Consider the following 10,473-nt stretch of genomic DNA (forward strand, 5'->3'; position numbering starts at 1 on the left):
GGGTTCGGGGTACGCCTCAGCTGGCCCGGGCGAGCTGGCGGACCTTGAGCCAGCGGGAGGCGAGCCGGCGGTAGGAGGCCGCCGCGCCGAGCATGTCCCCCTCGGCGAGGGACTCGATGCCCAGGCGGATGTCATGCGGGGAATCGTCGGGCCAGACCAGTTCGGCGGTGCGCCCGTAGTCCAGCTCCACGATCGACTCCGGGTGGAACAGCTGCAGCCATTCGCTCAGCCCGGTCAGGTCATCCAGCATGTCCAGTTCCGGGGCGTGGACGGCCAGCGACGCCGCGGCGTAGCGGGCGCGTTCCAGCGCCTGGGCCGTCGGGGCGCAAAGCCGGACGCTGACGATCCGCTCGCCGTCCTCAACGATCTCGCAGTGGTCGTCCTCGCGCAACAGCACGAACCAGCCGAAGGGAATGCCCCAGGTCGCGCTGCGGGTGTGCAGCCGTGCGACGTCCTCGGCAAAGTCCTCGTGGACCAGCCGCTCGGCGTTGGCCGCCCGTGCCGGATCGGGGACCAGCACCTCCAGCAGCTGCGGGCGCATGGTCCCGTTTAGCTGCTCCGCCGCGAGCGTGGCGCGTGTGGCCAGCTGGTCCGGGCAGTAGTAGGCAACGGTCAGTCCGTTGGCCCCGGGATAGTGCAGGGTGCGGAAGCGTTCGGCCGTCGCATGGGGGAAGGGGTCGGAGACCAGGCGCGTGACACGCTCCAGCGAATCCACGACCTCCTGAGTCTCGAAGGCCTCGCGCCCGCCCTCGCGCTGGGCGGCGATCAGCAGCTGCTCCTCGTCGGAGAAGGCACGCAGCGGCTCGTAGACGCGCAGGTACGCGGTCGGCGGAATGTTTCGCCGGGCCCCGCGCGCCAGCTTCGCCATGGCTAGTCCAGCTCCACGATCACGGGAGCGTGGTCGGAGGCGCCCTTGCCCTTGCGCTCCTCGCGGTCGATGCTGGCGCTCCTGACCCGGCTGGCCAGTGCGGGGGATCCCAGGACGAAGTCGATGCGCATGCCCTCCTTTTTGGGGAAACGCAGCTGCGTGTAGTCCCAGTATGTGTAGACGCCCGGACCGGGGGCGAAGGGCCGCACGACGTCGGCGTAGCCGGCGCGCTCGAAGGCGCGGAACGCGGCGCGCTCGGGCTCGCTGACATGGGTGAGGCCCTCGCGGCGGAAAAGGTCGATGTCCCAGACGTCCTCGTCCTGCGGAGCGATATTCCAGTCGCCCATGAGGGCGATCTGGGCCTGCGGATCGGCCTGGAGCCATCCGGCGGCCTGGTCCTTGAGCACGTCCAGCCACTGCAGCTTGTAGGGCATGTGCTCGTCATCAAGCGCGCGGCCGTTGGGCACGTACAGGCTCCAGACGCGCACGCCGTTGCAGGTTGCGCCCAAGGCCCGCGGTTCCTGCACCGGATCCTTGCCGCCCTTGCCGAAAACCGGCTGGCCCGCGAAGGCCCGCTCCACGTCCTCCAATCCCACGCGGGAGGCAATCGCCACGCCGTTCCACTGGCTCAACCCGAAGTGCGCCACCTCGTAGCCGTTGTTCTCGAACAGCTCCCAGGGAAAGTTCTCGTCCCTGCACTTGGTTTCCTGGATGGCCAGCACGTCGACGTCGGTGCGGCGCAGCCAGGCCTCCACCCGGTCGGCGCGGGCGCGGAGGGAGTTCACGTTCCAGGTAGCGATCTTCACTCGCCCAACCTATCAAGTGCTCCGCCACAGCCAAGAGCGCCGGCCGCCTGTTCGGGGCGTCTCCCTGGGGGCCGGCCCCCTCGCAGGGGCGGTCAGCCGCCCGGCTGGGAGGGGGTTTCCGGCCCGTGCGGGCCCGGGGTCAGCGCCACCAGGTGTCGTGGATGGTTACGGGGACGGTGCGCTTGTGGCGGCTGCGCAGGAACTTCTGCTCGATCTTCCCGGCGACCGCGTCCGGGATGTCCCGCCCTTCCAGGTAGTCGTCGATTTCGTCGTACTCCAGCCCCAATTCGTCCTCGTCGGTGCGGCCGGGGAGGATGTCGAGCAGGTCCGCGGTGGGGGCCTTCCGCCACACCCGTTCTGGAGCGCCCAAGTGCTGCAGCAGCAGCTGGTTCTGCCGCTTGTTGAGGCCGAAGAGGGGCAGCACGTCGGCCCCGCCGTCGCCGTGCTTGGTGAAGAAGCCGGTGACGGATTCCGCCCCGTGGTCGGTGCCGATGACCAGGAGGTTGTGTTCGCCGGCCATGGCGTACTGGGCAATCATGCGGGCACGCGCCTTGATGTTGCCCTTGCTGAAATCGGACAGGTCCGTGCCGGTGGCCTGCTTGTACTCGCGCTCCAGGCCGTCGACGCCGGGCTTGATGTTGAAGGTCACCTGGCGCCGGGCCGCCACGAACTCCATCGCGGCCCGCGCGTCCCCCTCGTCGTGCTGCTCGCCGTAAGGCAGGCGCATGGCCACGAATTCCGCTTCCACGCCCTCGGCCGCCAGCTCCTCCACGCACAGCTGGGCCAGCCGGCCCGCGAGCGAGGAATCGATCCCGCCGGAAATCCCCAGCACAAAGCCCCGGGTGCCGGTGGCCTTCAGGTAGTCCTTGAGGAACCCGACGCGGGCCGTGACCTCCTCTGCTGGGTCGATCTGCGGCTTGACGCCCATTTCCTCGATGATCCTCGACTGGAGTTCGCGCATGCGCCCAGCCTACAACCGCCGTGTTTCCTGCGGATTGCCAGCCGCGCCGGGGCCACGTCCCCGACGGGGACGGCGGGTCCCGGGCCCGAAATGCCAAAAGTCCGGCCCCGCGTCCGTTCCGTGTTCGCAGCCGGTCTGGTTTGATGGGCTTCATGGAGGCGCTGCGCTCCGCCGGGACCGCGGCCGCCAGGCAGGCAACGATCCGACCGACCGCGCGACGAAACCCTGGAAAGACACCCATCATCATGGCGATCCGCTCCCCGGAACATCCAGCCCCCTCCCACTTCCTGCTCCACCTGAGCGACCTGCACCTGCGCGGCACGGCCTCTCCGCCGGGGATCGTGGACGGCGAGGAGGGGCTGCTCCGGGTGCTGGCCGAGATCGAGGCCACGGGAGCACGCCCCGAGGCCATCGTTTTCAGCGGTGACCTGGCCAACAGCGGCGAGCCCGAGGCCTATGCCCGGCTGCGGGCCGCCGTCGAACCGGTCGCCGAACGGTTGGGGGCCCGCGCGATCTGGGCCATGGGCAACCACGACGACCGCGCCAACCTGCGTGAGCACCTGCTGGGGGAGCCGCGCTCGGCCGAGCCGCTGAACGCCGTGCACTGGCTGGGCGGGCTGCGCGTGATCGTGCTGGACACCTCGGTACCGGGGGCCCACCACGGGGAGATCTCGGCCGAACAGCTCGAGTGGCTGGGCCGCGGCCTGGAGGTTCCCGCCCCGGAGGGCACGCTGCTGGTGATGCACCACCCTCCGGTGCCGTGTATCCAGCCACTGGCGATCCTGGTGGAACTGCGCGGCCAGGCCGCCCTCGCCGCGGTCGTGCGCGGCAGCGACGTGCGGGCCATCCTCGGCGGGCACCTGCATTACTCGACCAGCGCGACGTTCGCGGGAATCCCCGTCTCCGTGGCCTCCTCCACCTGTTACACCCAGGACCTTGCCGGGCCGGTGGACCCGAACACCGGGATTCGCGGCACCCGGGGGCGCGACGCGGCACAGGGCTGCACCATGGTCCACGTGTACCGCGACACGGTGGTGCATTCGGTGGTTCCACCGGCGGGCGGGGCGACTGTGGGCGAGGAGTTCACCCCCGCGGCAGTCGCCCGCACGCTGCACCGGCACGGGGCGCTGCCGCCGCGGGACGCTCCGGGAGCCCTCCGTACCCGCTAGCGGACCCGGAAGGGGAGGGCGGGAGCGCCGGTTCCGGGCGCTACTTCTCCCAGGGGGCCGGGACCGGGAAGTACTTCTCCAGGAAGTCCGTGACGGCAGCCTGGCGCTCGCGCGCGGAGACCTCCGGGAAGCTGCCGTCGTTGAGGCAGAAGAAGTCCTGGTTGCGCTTGCGCAGCAGCCGTTCCAGGGAGGCCAGCCCGGCGCGCAGCGTGGTGTCCACGTACTGGACCCTGGCGCCGACCTTGGTCACCGCCTGGCCGGTGAGCAGGGCGAAGTAGTGGTAGAGCGAGTTGGTCACCGAGATGTTGTCCTTGGCCCGGAAGCGGCTGGCCGCGGTCGCGGCAAACTCGGCCGCGAACTCGCGCTCCATTCCCAGCAGCACGCTGCGCCGCAGCGGGGCGGCGGTGTGCTCCAGGTGGCGGGTGGTGATGCGTCCGAACCGGTCGTGGAGCAGCTTCCGGTTCACCCGGGCGGCATTCTCGAATCCGGAGCGGTCCAGGTGGTTGTCGCCGAGCCCGATCCGGGTGTCCGCCTCGATGAACTTGGTGATCCCGCCGGGGGAGAAGAACATGTCCGGGCCCAGCGGCCGGCCGAAGAACATGTCGTCGTTGGAGTACAGGAAGTGCTCGGAGAGCCCGTCGATGTGCTGCAGCTGCGACTCCACGGCCTGGGAGTTGAAGGTGGGCAGCACCGAAGGGTCGGCGAAGTGGTCCTCGGCCCGCACGATCGTGATCTTCGGGTGCGCGGCGTCCAGCCATTCCGGGATCGGGGAATCGGTGCAGATGAAGATGCGGCGGATCCAGGGGGCAAACATGTGCACGCTGCGCAGCGCGTACTTCAGCTCGTTGATCTGCCGGTAGCGGGCCTCGGAGTCGTCGCCCTCGCCCACCACCACCTTCTCCATGAAGGAGGCCCGGTAGCGCTGGAACTCGGGGTCGTTGCCGTCCACCCAGGAGAAGACGATGTCGATGGGGAAGTCGATGTCCGTCGCATGGTCGGCGAACATGTTCTCGATGGTCGGCCACTCCCGCCCGAACCGCTGCACCGTTCCGTACACCGCTTCGGCGACCGGCAGGGTCCGCCGCGTCACGGAATTCTCGATCGGCAGCTGGATCGTCCCGTCCTCCCAGCGCCACAGCTCCACCTGCACGCCGGTGCCCTGCCCGTAGAAGAGCCCGCCATTCGGCTCCACGCGCGGCCGGTACAACCGGAACATGCGCGCCTTGCCTCCGGCGGCGAGCCGTCCGTCGGCCACCAGCAGGGAGCGGCGGCCGGTGGCGTCCACGGTCATCGAATAGAACGGTTCGTCCCGGCAGGCGGCCGCCAGGGCCGCGCGCAGCGGCTTGCGCAGGGCCCAATCCACCGCAATCACCGGGCGCGCGTCGTTCCCGCGCACCAGCAGGTAGTCGATCCCGGCCGCATCCAGCGCCTCCCGCACGAACAGCAGGTCTTCGACCATCGCCTCGTGAGGGGTCAGGGTCCGGTTGACCAGTGCCCACCGGTTCTTGTGGAGCACCACATCGGATCGGCCGGCGAAGCGGGCTGCCGCGGCACGCGAGGCCACCTCGTCGGCGGTGGCTGCCTGCGGCTCGGGCTCGGGGGCCGCGTGGTAAACCTCGGAGGGGGTGACGTCGATGCTCATCGAGCCCTTTCAGTAGGGATGTCTAGGGAGACGTTGTGTTCTCCCGCCATCCTAGGTTCTGCGCCATCCGTTGGAGGGTGGCGACCGTTGTGGCGTAGTCCCCGGCGCTGACTCCGGCACTGGACTCCTCCCGCATCGCATCCACGATTGCGGTGAGTTTCTCCAGGCTGGCCGCGCCCCGCTCGGTGAGGCTGAAGCTGTGCCCCTCCTCGGCGACCCACCCCGACTCCACCAGCTCGGCCAGGTGCTCGGAGGGGGTGGACGGCTCGCCCTCCGGGACGGCCTCGCCGAAGAACGGAGCCAGCGCCACGGTCAGTTCCCCTCCCGTCGCGGGTCCTTGGGCGAGCGCGTTGAGCAACTGCCATTGCCGGCGTGTCACCCCGTGCTCCTCCAACGCCACGGTGAACTGCTCCGAGATGAGCGAGTCCACCAGTTTGAGCCAGTATCCAAGCGGTCGCTGAGCATTCATGGGCACAGCCTACGTCTTTGGCCAACGGATGTCCCGGGGCACTTCCGAACCGGGCGGGCCCGCCGGAACTCCCCGCCCCCGCCGCCTGCCGCGGCACCCTCGGCACGCGTCCTCCCCTTTAGAATTGGTGGCATGACTTCCCTCGACGCCTCCGCGCGCGCCCGCCTGCTTGAACTGATCAAGGACCTTGCCGTCGTCCGCGGCAAGGTCACCCTCTCCTCCGGCAAGGAGGCCGACTACTACATCGACCTGCGCCGCGTCACCCTGCACCACGAGGCTTCCCGGCTGGTCGGCCAGGTCATGCTGCAGATGCTCGACGAGGCCGGGATCAGCTTCGCCGCCGCCGGGGGCCTGACCATGGGCGCCGATCCGGTCGGCACGGCGCTGATGCACGCCGCCGGGGATGCGGGACGCCCGATCGACGCGTTCGTGGTCCGCAAGGCGCAGAAGTCCTACGGCATGGGCCGCCAGGTCGAAGGGCCCTCGGTGGAGGGCCGCGACGTCGTGGTCCTCGAGGACACCTCCACCACCGGCGGCTCGGCATTGACCGCCGTCGAAGGCGTGCGCAATGCCGGGGGCAACGTCGTCGCCGTGGCCGTCATCGTGGACCGGGACACCGGCGCCAAGGAACGCATCGAGGCCGAGGCCGGCGTGCCGTACCTCTTCGCGTTCGGCAAGGACGAACTGGGCCTCGAAGACTAACGCCCGAGGGCCCCGCCCCGAGCGAAGCGAGGGGCGGGAGGGCGGCAGCCGCCAACTTCCCGATGCAGGACGACGGCGGCGCGCACGTGCCGCCGTCGTCCTGCGTCCAAGGGCCGGCTGCTCAGGGCTGCCGCAACTCCCGGGGCTCCCCCAGCAGCGCGGCGAGGTCCGCGACCGAGTCGAAGGCCTCGTCCGGGCGGAAGGGAAAGCGGGCCACGTCCGCGGCCGTCGTGATGCCCGAGTAGACCAGGATCGTGTGCAGGCCGGCCTCCATCCCGGCAATGATGTCGGTGTCCATGCGGTCCCCGATCATCGCGGTGGTTTCCGAGTGGGCATCGATCCGGTTCAGGGCCGAGCGGAACATCATCGGGTTCGGCTTGCCCACCACGTAGGGGGCGCGGTGGGTCGCCGCGGTGATCAGCGCCGCCACGGCGCCGGTCGCCGGGAGCAGGCCCTCGGCGGAGGGCCCGGTGGGGTCCGGGTTGGTCGCGATGAAGCGGGCGCCGTCCAGGATCAGCCGGATTGCCCGGGTGATCGCCTCAAACGAGTATGTGCGGGTTTCCCCCAGCACCACGTAGTCGGGGTCCCGGTCGGTGAGGACGAACCCGGCCTCGTGCAGCGCCGTGGTCAGCCCGGCCTCCCCGATCACGAAGGCCCGCCCGCCCGGCTGCTGGCGCTTGAGGAATTCCGCCGTGGCCAGCGCCGACGTCCAGAGGCTCTCCTCGGGGACGTCCAGCCCCGAAGCCTTCAGCCGGGCGCAGAGGTCCCGCGGGGTGTAGATCGAGTTGTTGGTCAGCACCAGGAACCGCTGGCCGGCCTCGGACCAGCGCCGCAGCAGCTCGGCCGCGCCGGGGATCACCTGGTTCTCGTGGACGAGCACCCCGTCCATGTCCGTCAGCCAGCATTCGATGTCAGCGGGGGTGCGTTGCCTGGAGTGTCGCTGTTGCGGGATTCCCATGCTGTCCTTTCCTTTCGACACGACCATCGTGCCACCCCGGGCCTGCCGCGTCCGAGCCCCCGGGACCCTGTCCGCTCACAGCCACCTGTTGCGCTTGAACACCACATACAGGCCCAGGCACAGTCCCAACATCAGCATCAGCGCCGCCGGGTACCCGAACCGCCACGACAGCTCCGGCATGAAGTGGAAGTTCATTCCGTAGATGCTTCCCACCAGGGACGGGGCGAAGAGGATGGCCGCCCACGCGGAGATCCTCTTCATCTGTTCGTTCTGCTCCACTCCGGCCTGCGCGGCCCGCTGCGACACCAGTGTCGCATTGAGTGAGAGCGCATTGGTGAGCACCGCCCGGAAGGAGGCGAGGCGCTCGGTGACGCGGATGGCGTGGTCCTGCACGTCGGCAAACCGCCTGTCCAGCTCCAGCACCCCCGGGTCCGCCTCCGGGGCGGTGCGGTGTCCGCCGGCGCTGCCGGGGCTGGGTTCGGAGCCGGTGAGTTCGCGGCGCAGCTCGCCGACGATGCCAACCAGCGGGGTCACGGCACGCTGGAACTCGATGACCTCCCGGGAGAGCTCGTAGATGCGGCGGGACACGGAGGTGTCCCCGGTGAACAGCTCGTCCTCGATCTCCTCGATGTCGTTGGCCAGCCCCTCGATCACCGGCCGGTACTCGTCCACGACATGGTCCAGCACCGCGTACATGACAGCCTGCGGACCCACGGCCAGCAGCTGCGGCTGCTCCTCCATGGTCTTCCGCACGGCCGACAGCTGCGCGGACTCCGCCTGCCGGATGGTCACCGCGAAGTCCGCGCCGGCGTAGATGTGCAGTTCCCCGAACTCCACCTTCTCCGTCGCGTCCAGGTAGCGGGCCGGACGCAGGACCAGGAAGCTGTGCGTCCCATAGCGGTCCAGCTTGGGACGCTGGTGGCCGGAAAGGGTGTCCTCGATGGCCAGCGGGTGCAGGCCCAGCTCCTCGGCCACCGCGTCCAACTCCTCGGTGGTGGGGCGGTAGAGTCCCAGCCAGGCCATGCCGCGGCAGGCCACCATCTCCTCGAAGGTCTCCGCCAGGCTGGAAGGCGTGGCGCGGCGCCGGCCCTCGACATAGACGCCGTTGTCCACGAGGGGCATGCTGGGCTCCTTTCGGCTGGGCGGCCCGGCGGCGGACCTGCAGCCAGTCTGCCACGCACTACCCTTGTAACGGTGACCAGCAACAGCTTCCCCGCCCAGGCCCCCGCAGCGACCGGCGATGCGGCCGTCCCGGCCCTCCCCGGCGCCGGACCGGAGGGCGCCGGGGGCGCCGACGAAGGCATGTCCCGGCCGGAGGTCGGCGTCGGGCCCTGGGAGGGCGAGTGGCCCGAGGGCAGCCATTGGGACCCCGAACTGCTGCGCGGAGGCGACCGGCGCAACGTCGCCGACAAATACCGTTACTGGCTGCATGAGGCGATCGTGGCGGACCTGGATGCGCGCCGGCACGACTTCCACATCGCCATCGAAAACTGGCAGCACGACCTGAACATCGGCACGGTGGTGCGCACCGCCAACGCATTCCTGGCCAAGGAAGTCCACATCATCGGACGGCGGCGGTGGAACCGCCGCGGCGCGATGGTCACCGACCGCTACCAGCACGTGCGCCACCACCCCACCGTGGAGGACTTTGTGGCCTGGGCGCAGGCGGAGGGGCTGGCAATCATCGGGATCGACATCTTCCCCGACTCCGTGCGGCTGGAGACCTACGACCTGCCCCGGAACTGCGTGCTGGTGTTCGGCCAGGAGGGCCCGGGGCTGACCGAGGAGGTGCACGCCGCCGCCGAGGCGACCCTTTCCATCGAGCAGTTTGGGTCCACCCGCTCCATCAACGCGGCCTCCGCGGCGGGCATCGCCATGCACGCATGGATCCGCCGGCACGTGTTCGGCCAGCGCCCGGCCGCGGGGTAGTCGCAGCCGCCCCTAGGCTTCCGGAGGCAGGTCGTCCAGCAGCCGCAACCCGCTGTTGGCCCAGGCAATCTCCGCCTCGGCCCGGGCGATCAGGCCCTCGTAGGCAAAGCGCTTGAAGGCCCGGCTGCGCTGCCGCTGGTCCGCGGGGAGCGTCGCGAGGCGCCGGGTGAGCATGGTGCTGGTGTCCGTGTCGATTTCCAGGATTTTCTGGTTCCACTGCCGCAGCAGGGTCTCGTGGTGCTCAATGTGCGCCTTCAGCTGGGCCCGTGCCGACTCGGGGGCCGCGTACTCAAGGTAGGCCGCCCGCAGGTGGGCAGGGTCGCGCACCCGCGAATACTCCAGCGGGCTGTTCATCCACGCTTCGAATTCGCCGCTTCCGGCAGGGGTGATGTGGTACCGGCGCTTGGTGGCCTTTTTGCCCCAGGGGATGTCTTCCCCGCGGACCAGCCCCTGGGCCTCCATCTTGCGCAGTTCGGGGTAGATCTGCGAGTCCGGCGCATACCAGACATGGCCCACCGAGGACTCGAAGACCTTGTGGAGGTCGTATCCCGTCATGGGCTCGACGTTCAGGAGCGCGAGCAGCGCGTACCTCAGGCTCACGGGCCACCTTTCCTTGCCGGGGTCCCGTCCACTCTAGCTAGGGCCGGCCCGTCCGCACGAAGCGGCCGGTGCCGGAAGACCCTTGAATATAACTATGAGCATAGGTAGTCTGTGTTGCAGGACACAAATACCTATGGACATAGTTAGTGGGTTTCCGGCGACCGGCACCCACGGAAGGGCCTCAAAGATGACTCCACCAAACACCGCCTCCACCGGCCAGGGCACCGTAACCGCCAAGGTGTTCGGCCACCCGCTCAATGCCTGGTACGTTGCGGCGTGGGACCATGAGGTGACGCGCAAGCCGATGGCCCGCCGGATCGCGAACCGTCCGCTGGCGCTGTTCCGTACCGAGGATGGCCAGGCCGTGGC

General features: G+C 69.6%; 12 protein-coding genes. 4 read left to right on the forward strand and 8 right to left on the reverse strand.

Annotated elements, in window-relative coordinates; all coding sequences use genetic code 11:
- Positions 1-16 precede the first annotated feature (16 nt).
- From NCCP_RS13030 to nadE, 3 genes are all read right to left on the reverse strand, one after another.
- Positions 17-868, reverse strand: coding sequence for a DUF8083 family protein (locus NCCP_RS13030; RefSeq protein WP_149957714.1), 852 nt, complete (start codon positions 866-868; stop codon positions 17-19).
- Positions 869-870: 2 nt separating this feature from the next.
- Positions 871-1,674 (reverse strand): exodeoxyribonuclease III, encoded by an 804-nt coding sequence (locus NCCP_RS13035; RefSeq protein WP_149957715.1) that lies wholly within the window; start codon positions 1,672-1,674, stop codon positions 871-873.
- 139 nt (positions 1,675-1,813) lie between these two features.
- Entirely contained in the window at positions 1,814-2,635 is an 822-nt protein-coding gene (gene nadE / locus NCCP_RS13040) for an ammonia-dependent NAD(+) synthetase (RefSeq protein WP_149957716.1), read from the reverse strand.
- A 245-nt stretch (positions 2,636-2,880) separates the two neighbouring features.
- Here nadE and NCCP_RS13045 point away from each other — a divergent pair, with 245 nt between their 5' ends.
- Positions 2,881-3,804 carry a phosphodiesterase gene (locus NCCP_RS13045; protein ID WP_149957717.1) on the forward strand — a complete coding sequence of 308 codons (924 nt, stop codon included), beginning with the start codon at positions 2,881-2,883 and terminating at the stop codon, positions 3,802-3,804.
- Between the two features lie 40 nt (positions 3,805-3,844).
- Here the strand turns inward: NCCP_RS13045 and NCCP_RS13050 are convergent, their stop codons facing one another.
- Both NCCP_RS13050 and NCCP_RS13055 read right to left on the reverse strand, forming a co-directional pair.
- Positions 3,845-5,446, reverse strand: coding sequence for a stealth family protein (locus tag NCCP_RS13050; protein ID WP_172627403.1), 1,602 nt, complete (start codon positions 5,444-5,446; stop codon positions 3,845-3,847).
- Between the two features lie 22 nt (positions 5,447-5,468).
- On the reverse strand, positions 5,469-5,915 hold the full coding sequence (locus NCCP_RS13055) for a MarR family winged helix-turn-helix transcriptional regulator (protein WP_149957718.1): 447 nt from the start codon (positions 5,913-5,915) through the stop codon (positions 5,469-5,471).
- Between the two features lie 132 nt (positions 5,916-6,047).
- On the opposite strand from NCCP_RS13055, the gene pyrE reads away from it, so the two are divergent.
- On the forward strand, positions 6,048-6,617 hold the full coding sequence (gene pyrE, locus NCCP_RS13060) for an orotate phosphoribosyltransferase (RefSeq protein WP_149957719.1): 570 nt from the start codon (positions 6,048-6,050) through the stop codon (positions 6,615-6,617).
- A gap of 121 nt (positions 6,618-6,738) precedes the next feature.
- Here the strand turns inward: pyrE and NCCP_RS13065 are convergent, their stop codons facing one another.
- Together NCCP_RS13065 and NCCP_RS13070 are read right to left on the reverse strand one after the other, a co-directional pair.
- Positions 6,739-7,575, reverse strand: coding sequence for an HAD-IIA family hydrolase (locus NCCP_RS13065; protein WP_149957720.1), 837 nt, complete (start codon positions 7,573-7,575; stop codon positions 6,739-6,741).
- A 75-nt stretch (positions 7,576-7,650) separates the two neighbouring features.
- Positions 7,651-8,697, reverse strand: a complete 1,047-nt coding sequence (locus NCCP_RS13070) for a magnesium and cobalt transport protein CorA (protein ID WP_149957721.1) — start codon at positions 8,695-8,697, stop codon at positions 7,651-7,653.
- A gap of 180 nt (positions 8,698-8,877) precedes the next feature.
- On the opposite strand from NCCP_RS13070, the gene NCCP_RS13075 reads away from it, so the two are divergent.
- A complete protein-coding gene (locus tag NCCP_RS13075; protein ID WP_149957730.1) occupies positions 8,878-9,504 on the forward strand; it encodes a TrmH family RNA methyltransferase in 627 nt (208 codons plus the stop codon).
- A gap of 12 nt (positions 9,505-9,516) precedes the next feature.
- On the opposite strand, the gene NCCP_RS13080 is transcribed toward NCCP_RS13075, so the two are convergent.
- Positions 9,517-10,104, reverse strand: a complete 588-nt coding sequence (locus NCCP_RS13080) for a PadR family transcriptional regulator (RefSeq protein ID WP_149957722.1) — start codon at positions 10,102-10,104, stop codon at positions 9,517-9,519.
- Positions 10,105-10,291: 187 nt separating this feature from the next.
- On the opposite strand from NCCP_RS13080, the gene NCCP_RS13085 reads away from it, so the two are divergent.
- A partial coding sequence (locus NCCP_RS13085) for a Rieske (2Fe-2S) protein (RefSeq protein WP_479688382.1) occupies positions 10,292-10,473 on the forward strand: 182 nt, incomplete at its 3' end.

It is taken from the genome of Zafaria cholistanensis, from assembly GCF_008580665.1.
Classification (GTDB): Bacteria; Actinomycetota; Actinomycetes; order Actinomycetales; family Micrococcaceae; genus Zafaria; species Zafaria cholistanensis.

Coding starts and splice junctions, on each gene's coding strand:
- NCCP_RS13030 (WP_149957714.1), bottom strand. CDS start 868: ATGGCGAAGCTGGCGCGCGGGGCCCGGCGAAACATTCCGCCGACCGCG.
- nadE (WP_149957716.1), bottom strand. CDS start 2,635: ATGCGCGAACTCCAGTCGAGGATCATCGAGGAAATGGGCGTCAAGCCG.
- NCCP_RS13045 (WP_149957717.1), top strand. CDS start 2,881: ATGGCGATCCGCTCCCCGGAACATCCAGCCCCCTCCCACTTCCTGCTC.
- NCCP_RS13050 (WP_172627403.1), bottom strand. CDS start 5,446: ATGAGCATCGACGTCACCCCCTCCGAGGTTTACCACGCGGCCCCCGAG.
- NCCP_RS13055 (WP_149957718.1), bottom strand. CDS start 5,915: ATGAATGCTCAGCGACCGCTTGGATACTGGCTCAAACTGGTGGACTCG.
- pyrE (WP_149957719.1), top strand. CDS start 6,048: ATGACTTCCCTCGACGCCTCCGCGCGCGCCCGCCTGCTTGAACTGATC.
- NCCP_RS13065 (WP_149957720.1), bottom strand. CDS start 7,575: ATGGGAATCCCGCAACAGCGACACTCCAGGCAACGCACCCCCGCTGAC.
- NCCP_RS13070 (WP_149957721.1), bottom strand. CDS start 8,697: ATGCCCCTCGTGGACAACGGCGTCTATGTCGAGGGCCGGCGCCGCGCC.
- NCCP_RS13075 (WP_149957730.1), top strand. CDS start 8,878: ATGTCCCGGCCGGAGGTCGGCGTCGGGCCCTGGGAGGGCGAGTGGCCC.